16 protein-coding genes, 5 tRNA genes and 1 pseudogene are annotated in these 17,288 nt (G+C 44.2%); 9 read left to right on the forward strand and 13 right to left on the reverse strand.

Going from position 1 to position 17,288, the window contains the following annotated elements; all coding sequences use genetic code 11:
- Positions 1–47 precede the first annotated feature (47 nt).
- From H5300_RS00460 to lolB, 9 genes are all read right to left on the reverse strand, one after another.
- Positions 48–124 (reverse strand) — tRNA-Met (locus tag H5300_RS00460).
- Positions 125–201: 77 nt separating this feature from the next.
- A tRNA-Gln gene (locus H5300_RS00465) sits at positions 202–276 on the reverse strand.
- Positions 277–305: 29 nt separating this feature from the next.
- Positions 306–390 (reverse strand) — tRNA-Leu (locus tag H5300_RS00470).
- Positions 391–458: 68 nt separating this feature from the next.
- A tRNA-Met gene (locus H5300_RS00475) sits at positions 459–535 on the reverse strand.
- 280 nt (positions 536–815) lie between these two features.
- A complete protein-coding gene (gene ychF, locus H5300_RS00480; protein ID WP_026012356.1) occupies positions 816–1,907 on the reverse strand; it encodes a redox-regulated ATPase YchF in 1,092 nt (363 codons plus the stop codon).
- A gap of 10 nt (positions 1,908–1,917) precedes the next feature.
- Positions 1,918–2,508, reverse strand: a complete 591-nt coding sequence (gene pth / locus H5300_RS00485) for an aminoacyl-tRNA hydrolase (RefSeq protein ID WP_010439162.1) — start codon at positions 2,506–2,508, stop codon at positions 1,918–1,920.
- Between the two features lie 224 nt (positions 2,509–2,732).
- Complete coding sequence (locus H5300_RS00490; RefSeq protein ID WP_012603389.1) at positions 2,733–3,677, reverse strand: ribose-phosphate pyrophosphokinase; 945 nt, start codon at positions 3,675–3,677, stop codon at positions 2,733–2,735.
- Between the two features lie 27 nt (positions 3,678–3,704).
- A complete protein-coding gene (gene ispE / locus H5300_RS00495; protein WP_182795238.1) occupies positions 3,705–4,580 on the reverse strand; it encodes a 4-(cytidine 5'-diphospho)-2-C-methyl-D-erythritol kinase in 876 nt (291 codons plus the stop codon).
- The gene (gene lolB / locus H5300_RS00500) at positions 4,577–5,245 is read right to left on the reverse strand and encodes a lipoprotein insertase outer membrane protein LolB (RefSeq protein WP_017084478.1); all 669 of its coding nucleotides are present in this window, start codon (positions 5,243–5,245) and stop codon (positions 4,577–4,579) included. The genes ispE and lolB overlap by 4 nt, the downstream gene beginning before the upstream one ends.
- A gap of 160 nt (positions 5,246–5,405) precedes the next feature.
- Here lolB and hemA point away from each other — a divergent pair, with 160 nt between their 5' ends.
- From hemA to ybaK, 8 genes are all read left to right on the forward strand, one after another.
- The gene (hemA, locus tag H5300_RS00505; RefSeq protein ID WP_004736235.1) at positions 5,406–6,665 is read left to right on the forward strand and encodes a glutamyl-tRNA reductase; all 1,260 of its coding nucleotides are present in this window, start codon (positions 5,406–5,408) and stop codon (positions 6,663–6,665) included.
- A gap of 28 nt (positions 6,666–6,693) precedes the next feature.
- Positions 6,694–7,782: a peptide chain release factor 1 gene (prfA, locus tag H5300_RS00510; protein ID WP_076678154.1), complete on the forward strand. Its 1,089-nt coding sequence runs from the start codon at positions 6,694–6,696 to the stop codon at positions 7,780–7,782.
- A gap of 5 nt (positions 7,783–7,787) precedes the next feature.
- Entirely contained in the window at positions 7,788–8,660 is an 873-nt protein-coding gene (gene prmC, locus H5300_RS00515; RefSeq protein WP_102441635.1) for a peptide chain release factor N(5)-glutamine methyltransferase, read from the forward strand.
- A gap of 193 nt (positions 8,661–8,853) precedes the next feature.
- A complete protein-coding gene (locus H5300_RS00520; protein WP_004736238.1) occupies positions 8,854–9,237 on the forward strand; it encodes a SirB2 family protein in 384 nt (127 codons plus the stop codon).
- Positions 9,238–9,264: 27 nt separating this feature from the next.
- The gene (locus H5300_RS00525) at positions 9,265–10,074 is read left to right on the forward strand and encodes a SirB1 family protein (RefSeq protein ID WP_017084479.1); all 810 of its coding nucleotides are present in this window, start codon (positions 9,265–9,267) and stop codon (positions 10,072–10,074) included.
- A gap of 22 nt (positions 10,075–10,096) precedes the next feature.
- Positions 10,097–10,951 carry a 3-deoxy-8-phosphooctulonate synthase gene (gene kdsA / locus H5300_RS00530; RefSeq protein ID WP_175400146.1) on the forward strand — a complete coding sequence of 285 codons (855 nt, stop codon included), beginning with the start codon at positions 10,097–10,099 and terminating at the stop codon, positions 10,949–10,951.
- A 575-nt stretch (positions 10,952–11,526) separates the two neighbouring features.
- Positions 11,527–13,188: a bifunctional UDP-sugar hydrolase/5'-nucleotidase UshA gene (ushA, locus tag H5300_RS00535; RefSeq protein ID WP_004736242.1), complete on the forward strand. Its 1,662-nt coding sequence runs from the start codon at positions 11,527–11,529 to the stop codon at positions 13,186–13,188.
- A 118-nt stretch (positions 13,189–13,306) separates the two neighbouring features.
- A complete protein-coding gene (gene ybaK, locus H5300_RS00540) occupies positions 13,307–13,780 on the forward strand; it encodes a Cys-tRNA(Pro) deacylase (protein ID WP_017076861.1) in 474 nt (157 codons plus the stop codon).
- A gap of 127 nt (positions 13,781–13,907) precedes the next feature.
- On the opposite strand, the gene rluF is transcribed toward ybaK, so the two are convergent.
- The 3 genes from rluF to H5300_RS00555 all read right to left on the reverse strand — a co-directional run bounded on the left by rluF (position 13,908) and on the right by H5300_RS00555 (position 16,068).
- The gene (gene rluF, locus H5300_RS00545) at positions 13,908–15,002 is read right to left on the reverse strand and encodes a 23S rRNA pseudouridine(2604) synthase RluF (protein ID WP_182795239.1); all 1,095 of its coding nucleotides are present in this window, start codon (positions 15,000–15,002) and stop codon (positions 13,908–13,910) included.
- Between the two features lie 176 nt (positions 15,003–15,178).
- On the reverse strand, positions 15,179–15,760 hold the full coding sequence (gene smrA / locus H5300_RS00550; RefSeq protein ID WP_017076135.1) for a DNA endonuclease SmrA: 582 nt from the start codon (positions 15,758–15,760) through the stop codon (positions 15,179–15,181).
- 167 nt (positions 15,761–15,927) lie between these two features.
- Complete coding sequence (locus H5300_RS00555) at positions 15,928–16,068, reverse strand: DUF3149 domain-containing protein (RefSeq protein WP_004736246.1); 141 nt, start codon at positions 16,066–16,068, stop codon at positions 15,928–15,930.
- A gap of 255 nt (positions 16,069–16,323) precedes the next feature.
- Between H5300_RS00555 and H5300_RS00560 the strand changes: the two genes are divergently transcribed.
- Positions 16,324–16,400: transfer RNA gene (locus H5300_RS00560), tRNA-Pro, on the forward strand.
- Between the two features lie 427 nt (positions 16,401–16,827).
- Here the strand turns inward: H5300_RS00560 and H5300_RS00565 are convergent.
- A pseudogene (locus tag H5300_RS00565) lies at positions 16,828–17,251 on the reverse strand (hypothetical protein).
- Positions 17,252–17,288: the final 37 nt, after the last annotated feature.

Genomic DNA, 17,288 nt, shown 5'->3' on the forward strand with positions numbered 1-17,288 from the left:
TAATTCAATATAACGTTGTTTGTACTTTTTCTTTCATAAAGAAAGAATGGTGGCTACTGCGGGATTCGAACCTGCGACCCCATCATTATGAGTGATGTGCTCTAACCAACTGAGCTAAGTAGCCATCTGAGAGCGAAGTAATATAATATAATCTCGCTTCCAATGCCATTATCTTTTTAAAGATAATTACACTTTAAATTGTGGCTGGGCTACCTGGATTCGAACCAGGGAATGCTGGCATCAAAAGCCAGTGCCTTACCGCTTGGCGATAGCCCAACAATGATATCAATTAAGATATCTCAATATGGTGCGGTCGGAGAGACTTGAACTCTCACACCTCTCGGCGCCAGAACCTAAATCTGGTGCGTCTACCAATTCCGCCACGACCGCTTTACTTTCCTAAAAACTCTTTGTTGTTAAGAGACAGATGTTTAATAACAAACAGAGTGCTTAGGAAATGGTGGCTACTGCGGGATTCGAACCTGCGACCCCATCATTATGAGTGATGTGCTCTAACCAACTGAGCTAAGTAGCCATTTCCAAATTGTTGCTCATTTCGAGACGTTGCCGCTTCGTTGTGAACGGGGCGCATTATGCGGAGTTGAGCGAAACCCGTCAACTTTTTTTTTGAATAAATCGCGAATAAACATCTGTTCGGTTTCTTTTTAGGCAAAGAGGTGTATTTGTCGACAAAAAACAGGTCTAAAAGGCGATATATATAGGAAGTTAAGTTTTGGATGTGGGGCTATTTCTAAAGGGGGAAAACAAAAAGGCCTGTGAATTCACTGGCCTTTTTTCTAGATGTTTAATCAGAATTATACGTTGAAGCGGAAGTGAACTACGTCACCATCTTTAACGATGTATTCTTTGCCTTCAAGACGCCATTTACCTGCATCTTTTGCTCCGCTTTCACCACCAAACTCGATGAAATGTTCGTAGCCAACTACTTCTGCACGGATGAAACCTTTCTCGAAGTCGGTGTGGATCTTACCCGCTGCTTGCGGCGCTGTTGCACCGATAGGAATAGTCCAAGCACGAACTTCTTTAACACCTGCAGTAAAGTAAGTTTGAAGAGTCAGTAGCTCGTAACCAGAGCGGATCACTCGGTTAAGGCCTGGTTCTTCGATGCCCATGTCAGCTAGGAACTCTTCACGATCTTCATCGTCAAGCTCAGAAAGTTCAGATTCGATGGCAGCACACACAGCAACAACAACGTTGTTCTCTTTTTCTGCATATTCGCGAACGGCGTCTAGGTAAGGGTTGTTTTCAAAACCATCTTCAGCAACGTTTGCAATGTACATTGTTGGCTTAAGCGTTAGGAAGTTAAGGTAGTCGATTGCTGCTACTTCTTCTTTGCCAAGTTCAACAGTACGAGCCATACCACCTTCAGTCAGGATAGGTAGAAGCTTTTCAAGAACTGTAGTTTCAAATTTAGCGTCTTTATCTCCGCCTTTTGCTTTTTTAGCATTACGGAAGATTGCACGTTCACAGCTATCTAGATCGGCAAGAGCAAGCTCAAGGTTGATCACTTCGATATCTTCGATTGGAGATACTTTGCCTGAAACGTGAACGATGTTTTCGTTTTCAAAGCAGCGTACAACGTGACCGATAGCATCAGTTTCGCGGATGTTAGCTAGGAATTTGTTACCTAGACCTTCACCTTTAGATGCGCCAGCAACTAGGCCTGCGATATCTACGAATTCCATTGTCGTTGGAAGGATCTTCTGTGGATTAACAATTTTTGCTAATGCATCTAAGCGTAGATCTGGAACCGGAACGATACCTGTGTTTGGTTCGATTGTACAAAATGGAAAGTTTGCTGCTTCGATGCCTGCTTTAGTCAGTGCGTTAAACAGAGTTGACTTACCAACGTTTGGTAGACCAACGATGCCACATTTAAAACCCATGATATAAACCTTATTCTGCTTTGAACGTATGTAAGCGATTTTGTGCTTTTGGTAGGCCATCTTTTAATAAGATGTCTAGGCTACGAACCGATTCGTCAACGACAGCCTCGATACACTCTTGCTCTTTCGCAGGAGCTTTGCCTAATACATAACCTGCAACTTTATCTTTGTGTCCTGGATGGCCAATGCCTAATCTAAGACGATAGAATTCTTTATTGTTACCCTGCTTGCTGATGATGTCTTTCAGACCATTATGTCCACCATGACCACCACCTTTTTTAAACTTTCCAATACCAGGAGGAAGATCTAACTCATCGTGAGCGACCATGATCTCTTCTGGTTTAATTTGGTAGAACTTTGCTAAGGCAGCAACAGCTTTGCCTGACAAGTTCATAAAAGTCGTAGGGATCAGCAAGCGAAGATCTTCACCATGAACCATGATACGACCCGTTAGGCCAAAGAACTTTGGTTCGTTCTTTAGTGTCACGTTATGTACACGCGCTAATTCTTCAACTACCCAAGCACCCGCATTATGGCGAGTTTTGGCGTATTCTGGACCTGGATTAGCCAGTCCAACGAGAAGTTTTATTTGTTGGCTCAAGGTATGGATCTCTCTTGGGATTTCAAAAAGCGCCGTATGATATCACAGTTTATGAAAAAGGTGCGAGCTAGCTGATAGCAACACGATGATTCCTGACTGTGGTGAATTGCGGCTTACTATTGGTTAGACATAAAAAAAGCACTTCATTCAATGAAGTGCTTAATGTGTGTCTCTCACGAGTTTCTAAAACAAAGCTTTTCTACAACAAAGCTATAGAGCTTTGATTAGTTAAACATCGCTGAGATTGATTCTTCGTTGCTGATGCGGCGAATTGCTTCAGCAAGCATGCGAGAAAGGCTTAGCTCAGTAACTTTGCCTGTCGCAGCCATCTCTGGAGAAAGCTTGATTGAATCTGTAACAATAACTTGGTCTAGAACTGAGTTACGGATGTTTTCTGCAGCAGTACCAGAGAATACAGCGTGAGTAGCGTAAGCGAATACACGCTTAGCACCGCGCTCTTTAAGCGCTTCAGCTGCTTTACACAGTGTGCCACCAGTATCGATCATGTCATCAACGATAACACAGTCACGACCTTCAACATCACCGATCAGGTTCATTACTTCAGAAACGTTAGCACGTGGACGACGCTTATCAACGATAGCGATGTCAACATCACCTAGCGCTTTAGCGGTTGCACGAGCACGTACAACACCACCAAGGTCTGGAGAAACCACTACTGGGTTTTCTAGGCCACGGTTAGCCATGTCTTCTAGAAGAACTGGAGTGCCGAAGATGTTATCAACAGGTACATCGAAGAAGCCTTGGATTTGCTCTGCGTGTAGGTCGATAGTAAGAACGCGGTCAACACCAACGTTAGAAAGGAAATCTGCAACAACTTTTGCAGTAATAGGCACACGAGCAGAACGTACGCGACGATCTTGACGGGCATAACCGAAGTAAGGGATTACAGCAGTAATACGGCCAGCAGAAGCACGGCGCATTGCGTCAATCATTACCACCAATTCCATAAGGTTGTCATTGGTTGGTGCACAAGTTGATTGAATCAGGAATACATCGCTACCACGAACGTTTTCATTGATTTGAACAGCGACTTCGCCATCAGAAAAACGGTCTACAGTAGCATCGCCAAGAGAGATGTATAGACGATCAGCAATACGTTGGGCTAGTTCAGGTGTTGCGTTACCAGCAAATAGCTTCATATCAGGCACGGTGGAAACCTCGGGTTGCGTCCAGTTTTAAATAGATTGTGGGTGGGCTGATTGGTATTCAGCCAAAGTTTCTTTCAAAGGCGAAATGTTTCGTCCTCTCGCGACAAACGCGGAAACTGTGTCAGGCAGTTGCTCTAGCACCGATTCGGCTTCTTTTTTGCTGCTAAATTCAGCAAAAACGCATGAACCCGTACCAGTCAATCTCGACGGCGCGTATTGTAGCAGCCATGAAAGTTGCTTATCAACCTCTGGGTACAGCATTCGCACAATTTTTTCGCAATCGTTTACGTATTCTTGCTCTAGAAGCGTTGCTAGTGCTCGCTTCGGCGTATTTCGAGTTAATTCTGAATGTGTGAATATGTCTACAGTTGCTATGCTCACTTGAGGTTTGACAACGAGATACCATTTTTCATCCGGATTAGCGGGCTGTAGCTGTTCTCCAACCCCTTCGGCAAAGGCGGCGTGGCCTCGAACGAAGACCGGAACGTCAGCACCAAGCTGCAAACCGATTTCGGCAAGTTGATCATCAGAGAGGTTGAGTTGCCATAAATAATTAAGCGCGACCAGCACGGTTGCTGCATTTGAAGAGCCCCCACCAATGCCACCTCCCATTGGCAACACTTTCTTGAGTTCAACATCCGCACCGAAAGAGGTCGATGTATATTGTTGGAGGGCAGTTGCGGCTTTCCAGATCAAGTTGTCTTCAAGTGCTACCCCAGGAATTTCTGGTGTGATTGTTATCGAGCTAGTTTCTGAGTTTGCACTAACCGTCAGTTCATCGCCAAACTCGACAAACTGAAATAAGGTCTGAAGTTCGTGATAGCCATTATCGCGTCGGCCAGTGATATAGAGAAATAAATTCAGCTTAGCTGGCGAAGGCCAGTGCGTTGGCGTTGTTATCATTTTTTCAGTGTCCACTTCGAAACTACAATGTTGATTTTGTTCTCGTCTTGCTTGAATGACAATCGACTAGGGAGGGGAATTGTCTCTACCTTAGTGTTGTCTTCACTAGAGTTCTTGTTGTCTTCACCAGATAATAGTTTACTCGGCACCTCTGTATTTCGATAGTTATCAAAATTCAGTGTCCATAATTGGTTGCTAACTTGTTTGGTGAGAGATTCAAGCGTGTTGGTGGTGTTCAATTGGTAGCTATCGGCTTGATCTGGAATGCCAAGGAACCATTGTGGTAGATGGTCAATGGGAATCTGTAATCCAGTAAGTTGCTCTACCAATACGGATGCACTTGCGTGAGTGAACACCTGATCATCATAAGTGACTACCTTGGCACCCGAACTGTCAATTGTGAGGTTCAAGGCGGTTTGACCAAGGAAAGTAGTGAGCCTCAATTGACTCTGATTTGGGGAATGTTTCCAAATGAAATTTAGGCTTTGGCGTTGCTCTGGAGAAATGTAAGCGAGCTTGCCTGAGGCTTGATAGTTTTCTATCTGTAAAAGCCGATCTTGGTGACTTTGCCACTCGACGCTGGTCGGTTGTTCTGGGATAGACGAGCAACCCACCATAATTATGGTTATAAAAATAAGAGACGTGATTTTACGAAGCTTGCTCATATTTGCTCACAACTTGTTCAAATTTATCTAAAAAACGTCTCAACTATAGCATTGAATTCACGAAGTCAGGAAAACAAATCCCGCTTGCTCTTTAAATAGAGCCATGCATCAAGTAAAATTCGCCCCTTGTTTCCATTCCCTGATCGAGAACTTCTGATACATGTCTTTGCTTGCCGTAGGTATCAATCACAATACAGCGTCGGTTGAATTGCGAGAAAAAGTCGCTTTTGGTCCAGATAAATTATCTGAGGCACTCAAGCAACTTAACGCAAATGCACACGTAAATGGAAGTGTCATACTTTCTACCTGTAATCGAACTGAAGTGTATTGTGACGTCAAAGGCGTGGCAAAAAACAAGCTCATCGATTGGTTGTCAGTTTTCCATCAAGTTAGCCCTGAAGAGCTAAAACCCAGCATTTATATCCATGAAGAGCAGGCTGCGATTAAACATTTAATGCGCGTAGCTTGTGGTTTGGACTCCTTGGTATTGGGTGAGCCGCAGATCTTAGGTCAGGTGAAGCAAGCTTATACGGACTCGCGAGAGAACAAATCTGTTGATGCTTCAATGGAAAAACTGTTCCAGAAATCATTTTCTGTCGCCAAGCGTGTTCGAACTGAAACTGAAATTGGCGGAAGCGCGGTGTCTGTTGCTTACGCAGCCTGTACGTTAGCTAAACACATCTTTGAGTCGATTGCCGATTCAACCGTGTTATTGGTTGGTGCGGGTGAGACGATTGAATTGGTGGCTAAACACCTTTCTGCGAATGGCTGCACTAAGATGATAGTGGCTAACCGAACTCGTGAGCGTGCTTTAGGGCTAGCTGAAGAGTTTGGTGCTGAAGTGATCAGCCTGAATGAGATTCCTGACCATTTGCATAGAGCGGATATCGTGATCAGCTCAACTGCAAGCCCGCTGCCTATTATTGGTAAGGGCATGGTAGAGACCGCACTTAAGACAAGAAAACATCAACCTATGTTGTTGGTTGATATTGCCGTTCCTCGTGATGTGGAATCTCAGGTCGGCGATCTGAATGATGCTTACCTATATTCCGTTGACGATTTGCAGTCGATCGTTGATGGCAATATTGAACAACGAAAAGTAGAAGCGATTCAAGCTGAAGCAATAGTTAGTGAAGAAAGCGCCGCGTTTATGAGTTGGATGCGTTCACTGCAAGCGGTAGACAGTATTCGTGATTACCGTAAATCGGCCAATGAAATCCGAGAAGATTTATTAAGTAAGAGTTTACAATCACTTGCCGCTGGCGGTGACCCTGAGAAAGTCTTACTTGAGCTAAGTAATAAGCTCACAAACAAATTGATCCATGCTCCAACGCGTGCACTTCAAAGTGCAGCTGAGCAAGGAGAACCTGCAAAATTAATGGTCATTAGACAGAGTTTGGGCTTAGAAAACCCTCAATAATATTCGACCTCCAACAGAATAAGACATTATGAAAGCCTCGATTCTAATAAAGCTTGAAACACTTGTTGAACGCTATGAAGAAGTTCAACATCTACTTGGTGATCCCGGTGTACTTGGGAATCAAGACAAATTCCGTGCCTTGTCAAAAGAGTATTCTCAATTAGAAGAGGTGACGGGGTGCTTCAAATCATACCAGCAAGCTCAAGAAGATTTAGAAGCTGCTGAAGAGATGGCAAATGAAGACGACGCAGAAATGCGCGAAATGGCTCAAGAAGAGATCAAAGATGCGAAAGCGAACATTGAACGTCTAACTGATGAGCTGCAAATTCTTCTGATTCCAAAAGATCCAAACGATGAGCGTAACTGTTTCTTAGAGATTCGTGCCGGTGCTGGTGGTGATGAAGCGGGTATTTTTGCAGGTAACCTTTTCCGCATGTACTCTAGATTTGCCGAGAAAAAAGGTTGGCGCATTGAGGTGATGAGCAGCAATGTTTCAGAGCAGGGCGGCTTTAAAGAGATGATCGCTAAAATCAGTGGCGACGCTGTTTACGGCACAATGAAGTTCGAGTCTGGCGGTCACCGTGTACAACGTGTACCTGAGACTGAGTCTCAAGGTCGTGTTCATACATCAGCATGTACTGTTGCGGTTATGCCTGAGATCCCAGAAGCTGATCTACCAGAAATTAAAGCTGGCGATCTTAAAATTGATACTTTCCGTGCATCTGGCGCGGGTGGTCAGCACGTTAACACCACGGATTCAGCAATCCGTATTACTCACTTGCCAACCGGTACCGTAGTCGAGTGTCAAGACGAGCGTTCTCAGCATAAAAACAAAGCGAAAGCGATGGCTGTTCTTGCGGCTCGTATCGTTCAAGCTGAAGAAGAGCGTCGTGCTGCTGCGATTTCAGATACACGTCGTAATCTATTAGGTTCTGGTGACCGTAGTGACCGTATTCGTACGTACAACTACCCTCAAGGTCGTGTTTCTGATCACCGCATCAACTTAACTATCTACCGCCTGAACGAAGTTCTGGAAGGTGATATGCAAAGCCTGCTTGATCCTGTTCTACAAGAGCACCAAGCCGATCAACTAGCAGCACTTGCTGAGCACAATTAATTACTATGCAGTCAGCATATACGGTTGAAAGTGCTTTAAAGTCAGCAATCGTACAGCTTCAAGAGGGCGATAACACATCGCCCTCGATTGATGCTGCGGTACTGCTTTGTCACGCCCTAGATAAACCTAGATCTTACCTACTGACTTGGCCTGAGAAGCATCTCACTTCAGAACAAGAATCCGAATTCCATACCCTTCTAAAACGTCGCTTAACCGGTGAGCCTGTGGCTTATATTGTTGGTGAACGTGAGTTTTGGTCGCTGCCATTAAAAGTTTCTCCTTCTACTTTAATCCCGCGCCCGGATACCGAGCGTTTGGTTGAAGTCGCTTTGGATAAAACCTACGGAAAACAAGGTGCGATTCTAGATTTAGGCACGGGCACAGGTGCTATCGCGTTAGCATTGGCGTCTGAGATGCCGAATCGACCAGTGACGGGTATTGATCTTCGCCCTGAAGCGCAGCAACTTGCTACAGAAAATGCACAACGCTTGAACATCACCAACGCCACCTTTTTACACGGCAGTTGGTTTGAGCCTTTGAACTCGGTGAATTCTGAAGAAGAAGCTGCGAAGTTCTCGTTGATTGTCTCGAACCCACCTTACATTGAGAAGAATGACCCTCATTTATCTCAAGGTGATGTGCGTTTTGAACCGATCACAGCGTTAGTTGCTGAAGAGAAAGGTTTAGCTGATATTCGATACATCTCTGAAAACGCACGCGGTTTTTTAGAAAACGAAGGCTGGCTAGCATTTGAACACGGCTATGACCAAGGCTTGGCGGTACGTGAGATAATGCAACAACTGGGCTACTTGGATGTGGTTACAGAAAAAGATTACGGTGGTAATGACCGAGTGACATTGGGTCGTTACTGTTCATAGGCTGCTGTTCATCATCTAGTGAGCAACAGATGATGAACTTGCTAAATTGATACCTTTAACCTCGACAATACACTTAACTCGATAATGCACTTAACGCGGAAATACAGAGAATTAACGCAGAAATACAGGGCATTAACGGGTATTGTTTGGCTCGTGTTAACGAAAGCACATATAAAAAATATAAAGGAATACCATGTACGAAGGTTTAAAACATTTTCACCTACTAACGATTGCTATAAGCGCGCTACTTCTTTCGATTCGTTTCGCTCTGATGATGGTTAACTCACCAAAGCTTAAGCATCCTTTCTTGCAGCGTTTCCCTCATATCAATGACTCGTTGCTGCTGCTATCGGGTATTGGTTTGATTTTTATCACTGGCTTTATTCCCTTTACACCAGCGGCACCATGGTTAACTGAAAAACTGACCTGTGTAATGGCTTACATCGCATTGGGCTTCTTTGCGCTTAAGTTAGGTAAGAACAAGCTATTGAGAGTTTTCTCATTCTTTGGCGCTCTAGGCTGGTTAGCGATGGCAGGCAAAATTGCAATGACGAAGACACCAACATTTTTCGGTTAATTATCTCCTTATTTCGGTTAGTTACGTATGTACGAATTTTTTGATGAAGACTTTGACCAGCTAGAGTTAGCTGAAGGTGCATTGATCTTAAATAAAGCGATTAACCCAGAAACTCAAGACAGCTGGGCTGAGCAAGAACTGGCGAGATTGTTAAAAGACGCTGAGTTTGCTTTGGTTAATGAAACCGACGAGCAACAGAAGTTTGAATCTTTTATTCGACTATTCTTTTATGAGTGGGGCTTCGCAGGCGATAAAGACGCTTACTTCTCATCGGAAAACGCGTTTATCGATAAAGTGCTCGAGAGAAAGAAAGGTATCCCTGTCAGTCTTGGGGCAATCTTCCTTTTTCTTGGTCGCAAGCTAGGCTTCCCTGTAGAGGGTGTCTCTTTTCCGACTCAGTTTCTGCTTAAAGTGAGTTGGTACGGGCAAGCAGCCGTCTATATTAATCCTTACAACGGTGAGTATGTTGGCGTGCAAACTTTACGAGCTTGGTTAATCGGACATGATGGCCCACTCGCTAAGGTGAAAGCGGAGCACTTAGAGGTTGCCGACCACCCAACGATTATTGGTAAGTGGCTAGCGTTGCTTAAGAGTGCATTACTGCGAGAAGAGCGTTATACGCTTGCATTGAAGTGTACCGATCTTGCGTTAACGTTTGTGCCGGATGATCCGTACGAAATCCGTGACCGTGGCTTTATTTATCAGCAGCTAGACTGTCATCAAGTTGCAGCAACGGATTATCAATACTTTATCGACCAATGCCCAGATGACCCTGCATCTGAGTTGCTAAAATCTCAAGTGAACGTCATGAACGAAAAGACAGTGGTTGTTCACTAATTAATAATTATTTAGAGAGAATATGATGGAACAGAAAACAGTTCACATTGGTGACATGCCAATTGCTAACGACAAGCCATTTACGCTATTTGCAGGCATGAACGTTCTTGAATCTCGCGATCTAGCTATGCAGATCTGTGAGCACTACGTGAAAGTCACAGAGAAGTTGGGCATCCCTTACGTATTTAAGGCGTCTTTCGATAAAGCAAACCGCAGCTCAGTTCACTCATACCGTGGTCCAGGTATGGAAGAAGGTCTTAAAATCTTCCAAGAACTGAAAGATACTTTTGGCGTGAAGATCATTACTGATATCCACACAGAAGCACAAGCTCAGCCTGTTGCTGATGTGGTTGATGTAATCCAGCTTCCAGCGTTTCTTGCTCGTCAAACTGACCTTGTTGAAGCGATGGCTAAGACCGGTGCTGTAATCAACGTGAAGAAGCCTCAGTTCATGAGCCCAGATCAAGTGGGTAATATCGTTGATAAGTTTGCTGAGTGTGGCAACGACAATATCATTCTTTGTGAACGTGGTTCTTGCATGGGTTATGACAACTTAGTTGTTGATATGCTTGGTTTCGGTGTAATGAAAAAATCATCAAACGGTAGCCCAATCATCTTTGATGTGACTCACGCGCTTCAAATGCGTGATCCATCAGGTGCTGCCTCTGGTGGTCGTCGTGAGCAAACGGTTGAACTAGCTAAAGCTGGCATTGCGACGGGTATTGCTGGTCTGTTTCTTGAGGCTCACCCTAACCCAGATCAAGCACGCTGTGATGGCCCATCGGCGCTACCTCTAGATAAACTAGAGCCGTTCTTGAAGCAGATGAAAGCACTTGATGACCTTATCAAAGGCTTCGACCACATCGATATCAAATAGCTTTGGCTGATGCTAAATAACGAGCATTAAATCGCTAATGTTAACGAGTTTAAGTGGTTATTTAACTGCATAAGATAAACGCCCAACTCTTAGAGTCGGGCGTTTTTTTTAACGGGACATCCGTTCAGTTCACTGAAGCCTCGGCCTATTTTGACGATGACTAAGCTATTTTTCGATGACTAAGCTGTGTAGTCGTTAGCTAACCTGTTTTTCAAAGTACTAATCAATGGCAGATGATTAAATCTTTGTTAACAGAACCTTTGATTCCCTAAGAAAGTGGTATGGGTGTGTGAGGTCTGTCCTGTTTATAGTAAATTACTGATGTTCATCACACTTTATAAGTAAACGATTGCCTGTGATGCAGGGGAAGTTTGAGTGTAATCTCATAATTTTGTTACACTTAACTGCCGATCTATGCGTGACCAATTCGACATAAATATGAAATCGTCGTGTTACATCTAGAATGTTAATTTAAGATTAGTCATGTTGAAGTCTTATTGTTCGAACTCCAGGAAAGGGGTCGCAATAGATTATAAAAAGCAGTGGATTCCCCTAAAAAGTTCAAAGGTATGACAATGAAGCAACGCCTTATTCTAAAGACAGCACTAAGTGCTGCAATCCTAGCTACTCTAGCTGGGTGTGCGTCTCAATCAACTCAAGATTGGAACCAAGACGAAACTTACAAGCTTACGGTTCTACACACTAACGACAACCATGGTCGTTTTTGGCAGAACAAATACGGTGAATACGGCATGTCTGCGCGTAAAACGCTTGTTGATCAACTTCGTGCTGAAGTTGAAGCAGAAGGCGGTAGCGTGTTGCTTCTATCTGGTGGTGACATCAACACGGGTGTGCCAGAGTCAGATCTTCAGGATGCAGAACCTGATTTCAAAGGTATGAATAAAATTGGTTACGATGCAATGGCATTGGGTAACCACGAGTTTGATAACTCTTTAGACGTACTACAAAAGCAGATCGACTGGGCTAACTTCCCAATGCTATCTGCAAACATCTACGACAAAGCAACAGGCGAACGCAAGTTCCAAGCTTACGAGATGTTTGAAAAGCAAGGTATCAAGATTGCGGTTATCGGTCTAACCACTGAAGACACGGCAAAAATCGGTAACCCTGAGTTTATCGCGAGCATTGACTTCCGCGACCCTAAAGAAGAAGCGAAGAAGCTGATCGCTGAACTTAAAGAAACAGAGAAGCCAGACTTAATCTTCGCTGTGACTCACATGGGTCACTACGAAAACGGCCAACGTGGTGTTAACGCACCGGGTGATGTAGCACTTGCTCGTTACCTAAACGAAGGCGACCTAGACATGATCGTTGGTGGTCACTCTCAAGAGCCTGTATGTATGGAAGGCCCTAACGTTGCGAAGAAAAACTTCAAGCCGGGTGATGAATGTAAACCAGACGTACAGAATGGTACTTACATCGTTCAAGCTCACGAGTGGGGCAAGTACGTAGGTCGTGCTGATTACGAATTCCGTAACGGTGAGCTAGAGATGGTGAGCTACGATCTGGTTCCAGTTAACCTTAAGAAGAAAGTTAAGATTGACGGTAAGAAGCAACGTGTTCTTATTCAAGATGAGATCGCACAAGATCCAGAGTTGCTTGAATTCCTACGTCCTTTCCAAGAGCAAGGTCAAGCACAGCTAGAAGTTCAAATTGCTGAGACAAATGGCAAGCTTGAAGGCGATCGTAACGTGGTGCGTTTCCAACAAACTAACCTAGGTCGTTTGATTGCGACTTCTCACATGGAGCGTGCACAAGCAGACTTCGCTGTGATGAACTCTGGTGGCGTTCGTGACTCAATTGAAGCGGGCAATGTCACTTACAAAGATGTACTGAAGGTACAACCTTTTGCAAACATCCTGACTTACACAGACATGACAGGTAAAGAAGTTCTAGATTACCTAAACGTTGTGGCGACGAAACCAATCGATTCTGGTGCTTACGCGCAGTTCGCTGGCATTTCAATGACAGTAGCAAACGGTGAAGTATCGAATGTCTTCATCGGTGGCAAACAGCTTCGTTTAGACGAAACATACCGTTTCACAGTGCCAAGCTTCAACGCGGCTGGTGGCGACGGTTACCCTAAACTGTCAGATCACCCTGGTTACGTGAACACAGGTTTTGTTGATGCTGAAGTACTGAAAGAGTACCTAGAAGCGAACAGCCCAGTTGACGTGAACAAGTACGCACCTTCTGGTCAAATGGTTTACAAGTAATTAAACCCAGTTGCTAGAGTTAATAGGTGCTAAATTAGATTGACTCTAGCACCATGATAAATTTAACTAAAGCGACGCCTCGGCGTCGCTTTTTGTTTATTTATCGTTTGGATTTGTTATGACCCCTGCAATCAATCTCGCTAAGAAAAAGAAAATCGCTCATAGCGTGCATCAATATCACCACGATGCGAATAACACGAATTATGGATTAGAGGCTGTCGAAGCGCTTGGTCAAGATCCCAAACGTGTATTTAAAACGCTTTTGTTCTGTTTGAATGGCGTCGCTAAAGATTTAGCTGTGGCCGTTATTCCCGTTGATCAGAAGCTAAACCTGAAGCTTGCGGCAAAAGCGGCAAAAGGCAAAAAAGCAGAGATGGCGAACCCTGATATTGCTCAGAAAACCACGGGTTATGTGGTGGGTGGAATCAGCCCTCTTGGTCAGAAAAAAGCCTTGCCTACCTTTGTTCATTCCAGCGCGACAGATTTTGAAACGATATGCGTGAGTGCAGGGAAGCGCGGGCTAGAAATTGAACTCGACCCGAAAGACTTAGCGCTACTGACTCGCGGTCAGTTTGCTGATCTATGTTTATAGATTGTCGTAGTCATGATGATACAACTACCGAATGACAAACAAAAACGCCCGCTAGATTAACCTAGCGGGCGCTTTTATATTGAGTGTCTATCCTGAAATGTGCTTGTACATTGAGGACGAATTATGACTACTTCTTCAGACCTAAAGTACCACCAACACGCTTCGGTGCAGGCTTACCGCTTCGACGATCGTTATTGTTGCGATCTGTGCGGGTGCGATCAGAACTGTTTCTATCTGAATTAGAACGCTCTGAACGAGAGTTCGATTTCCAGTTCTCGGTATTGCCACCGCTTTCACCATTCGATGAGTTACGGCCACGTTTCGAGTTAGGCGCATGACGGAATTCATCTGCATTATTACCGCGATAGGTGCGAGTGCGGTTCTCGTTTTGATTACGGCGCGCTGTGGAAGTTTGGTTTTCTTCACGGCTATCAAAAAGTTTCGCATCAGTCGCTTTACGAATACGTTGACCTTTCGCGTTCATTTTTGACGCATCTTCAGTGCTCACTGAACCTTCGCACATCGCTAATATCTCTGCGATTTCTTCTTCACTCAGGTAGCGCCACTTTCCGTTTGGAATGCCATCAAGTGAGATATTCATAATACGAACACGACGTAGTTTGAATACTTCATAGCCTAACGCTTCACACATACGACGGATCTGGCGGTTAAGGCCTTGAGTTAGCGTAATTCGGAATGAAAATTTGGTTTCTTTCTCGACCTTACATGGCAAGGTAACAGTATCGAGAATATGAACGCCAGCGCCCATTTGCTTCAAGAACTCAGTCGTAATCGGCTTATCTACACGCACCACGTATTCTTTCTCGTGGTTGTTACCTGCACGTAGGATTTTGTTTACGATGTCGCCATCGTTGGTCAAGAAGATAAGACCATCAGAAGGTTTATCTAGACGACCAATAGGGAAAATACGTTTGTGGTGGCCAATAAAGTCGACGATGTTGCCAGGAATATCACGTTCAGTAGTACAGGTGATGCCTGTTGGTTTATTAAGAGCAATGTAGATCGGCTTCTCTTTTGAGCGAACAGGCTTATTGTCGATCTCAACATCATCACCGGGCAAGACTTTAGTACCCATTTCAGGGATCTTACCGTTAATAGTAACTCGGCCTGCATCAATGAGTTTGTCGGCTTCGCGGCGTGAGCAAAAACCAGTTTCACTGATGTATTTATTAAGGCGTTTAGCTTGGGATTCTTGTGACATGATATTCTCTTAGCGTTTCACAACGGAAATATAGATAAACAAAAAGCAACCTTTGGATAGTTGCTTTGAGTTGGGATTCGTTAACTGAGGACAATTTTAGCACTTGGTGTGAGTCTAGGCACGAAATATCGATCTTGATGCAACTCGCTATCAGTGTACTTATCTGTTTCAACCAGTTAACTGGTGCGTTTTTGATGGCGCTCTCTGTTCTCTAGCTTTTTCTCATTACTCTTTCTGAGCATAACGTAGACGGCGCCAGTACCACCATGAAATTGCTGAGCAGAGTGAACACATTGAACGTCGTTAATTTGCGTGAGCCAATTCGCCACGTAGCTTTTCATCATTGCTGGTGGGTTCGAGCGCTCACCTTTACCGTGAACAATGATAACGGTGCGAACATCCATTCTTAAACACTGGCGTAAAAATGAGAGTACTTCGTTACGAGCGTCTTTCAGTGTTTTCCTATGAAGGTCGAGTTTGGCCTGAATAGGGTATTTGCCTAAGCGCAGCTTTTTGTATACGCCTTCTTGTACACCATCTTTCTTGTAAGCAATGACGTCGTCTGGCTTGATCATTGGTGAGTAGTCTAATGATAAGTAGTCTTTCTCGTCGTCAGACAGCCACATAGCGGCTTCACGCTTAGCAAGGTGAGATTCTGTGACTCGGTGTACTTTCTGGTGTTCGGCGGTGTCATGGTCGATACGTTTAACATCGCCCATCATTTCTTGGAATAGATCTAAGTCGTCATCATGAGACATAGTGTGTATCTCAAGTTGGAGAAGGATAGGGTAAGTATACCTAAGTTGAGGCCGGGTTTAAAAATGAAAAAACCGGAGAAGACAATAAGTCTGCTCCGGTGCAAAGCGTTTTTACATCCACCCAAAGAAAATGATACTTAAAAGTAGATGACTTAGGCTGAGCGATTCTAGTGAGGAGATTTTTCAGTCATAACTTTGTAGATGAAGAAGCCTCCATAGAACATCATGAGACCCAGAGCCCCGAATATTACTATCATTGAAGATAGCCCCACTGCATTACCAAATAGGAGTTCTAGCCAAAAGTCCATGTGTATACCTCAAAGTTATATGACATGGCTTAGTGTATTAAGTAGCGTTATCAATTCACTGATCTGGATCAATCCTGTTTCATAAGTTAAATACTTGTTGTTGAGTGTGTGTTTTTCGTCACATTAGCCGTTGGGTTGTACGTCTTTTGTTCGAACGATTCGATATTGTAAAAAAGAGTGAAAAAAGCTCTTGCGCATAAATTCAGAATCCGTATTATACGCTTCATCGACAGGCAATCAGCCAGTTAGATATCTCGGTGAATAGCGCAGCTTGGTAGCGCATCTGGTTTGGGACCAGAGGGTCGGGGGTTCGAATCCCTCTTCACCGACCACATTAAGAAAAAGGCTTCTCAGAAATGAGAAGCCTTTTTTGCATTTAACCCTTTTTGTTTCTATTTGGTTTGGGACATGAGGGTGGGGGCTGGTGCGCCAGTCCGATGGAAGCCCAGCCGCGTCGAATCCCTGCTTCACCGACCATATTTAGAAAGCCTGCTCATTGAGCAGGCTTTCGTCGTTTCAGGGTATGGGAAATAGGGTTTGAACCTAAGTGGGGTTCGCCTGATGTTCAAAATAAGCTCTTTACCGCCACATAAAATAAAGCCGTAGCACTCTCTGTAATAGAGGGGACTACGGCTTTTTTGCGTTCTGGTATATGTGTCATTCCCTAGAGTGACGAATGAGCGAGTAGAGAATTTATTGTTGTTCTAAACACCTTGCTTAGAGACAAGGACTGACCCAATAAGCCAGTCCCAAAATTATCTACTTCACATCGCATGTAATGTCTTTTATTGGTGTCTCTGAGGTAACAAAGCAAACATACGCTTCAAACAGGATTATTTGGACCAATTCGAATGTAACCTGCCTGTACTTCATCTTCGTTAAAGGTCACCGAGTGAGAGTTACCTGTCTTGCCATCGTAAAAGCTTGCTTCAAAATTACCATTCATTTGGCTTGCGATACGGTTGCGTGTCGTAGACGTCGTGAAAGTAATATTCGCGCATCGCATGGGTGGCTTTTCAGTAATCAAAAACTGTCCGCTTTCTTTATCTAGCACGCCGCCTTTTGTATCAGGCTGAATGTCGATGGCTTGAAACTGTTCGATGGTACAAGTTTCTTTGGCAGACGCTGCCGTGGGCATCAGGATCGCGAGGGCTAAAGGTAAAGCGAAGAGTACTGGTTTCATGAGAACAACACCGTGTATAAAAAGAGCGAAAGATAAT

This window comes from Vibrio sp. SG41-7 (genome assembly GCF_014164465.1).
Lineage (GTDB): Bacteria > Pseudomonadota > Gammaproteobacteria > Enterobacterales > Vibrionaceae > Vibrio > Vibrio splendidus.

What these genes read in the sequence shown, in the direction of transcription:
- ychF (WP_026012356.1), bottom strand. Translation starts at nt 1,907, where the DNA reads ATGGGTTTTAAATGTGGCATCGTTGGTCTACCAAACGTTGGTAAGTCA.
- hemA (WP_004736235.1), top strand. Translation starts at nt 5,406, where the DNA reads ATGTCTTTGCTTGCCGTAGGTATCAATCACAATACAGCGTCGGTTGAA.
- kdsA (WP_175400146.1), top strand. Translation starts at nt 10,097, where the DNA reads ATGATGGAACAGAAAACAGTTCACATTGGTGACATGCCAATTGCTAAC.
- H5300_RS00555 (WP_004736246.1), bottom strand. Translation starts at nt 16,068, where the DNA reads ATGGACTTTTGGCTAGAACTCCTATTTGGTAATGCAGTGGGGCTATCT.
- ispE (WP_182795238.1), bottom strand. Translation starts at nt 4,580, where the DNA reads ATGATAACAACGCCAACGCACTGGCCTTCGCCAGCTAAGCTGAATTTA.
- rluF (WP_182795239.1), bottom strand. Translation starts at nt 15,002, where the DNA reads ATGTCACAAGAATCCCAAGCTAAACGCCTTAATAAATACATCAGTGAA.
- lolB (WP_017084478.1), bottom strand. Translation starts at nt 5,245, where the DNA reads ATGAGCAAGCTTCGTAAAATCACGTCTCTTATTTTTATAACCATAATT.
- H5300_RS00520 (WP_004736238.1), top strand. Translation starts at nt 8,854, where the DNA reads ATGTACGAAGGTTTAAAACATTTTCACCTACTAACGATTGCTATAAGC.
- prfA (WP_076678154.1), top strand. Translation starts at nt 6,694, where the DNA reads ATGAAAGCCTCGATTCTAATAAAGCTTGAAACACTTGTTGAACGCTAT.
- prmC (WP_102441635.1), top strand. Translation starts at nt 7,788, where the DNA reads ATGCAGTCAGCATATACGGTTGAAAGTGCTTTAAAGTCAGCAATCGTA.
- H5300_RS00525 (WP_017084479.1), top strand. Translation starts at nt 9,265, where the DNA reads ATGTACGAATTTTTTGATGAAGACTTTGACCAGCTAGAGTTAGCTGAA.
- smrA (WP_017076135.1), bottom strand. Translation starts at nt 15,760, where the DNA reads ATGTCTCATGATGACGACTTAGATCTATTCCAAGAAATGATGGGCGAT.
- ybaK (WP_017076861.1), top strand. Translation starts at nt 13,307, where the DNA reads ATGACCCCTGCAATCAATCTCGCTAAGAAAAAGAAAATCGCTCATAGC.
- ushA (WP_004736242.1), top strand. Translation starts at nt 11,527, where the DNA reads ATGAAGCAACGCCTTATTCTAAAGACAGCACTAAGTGCTGCAATCCTA.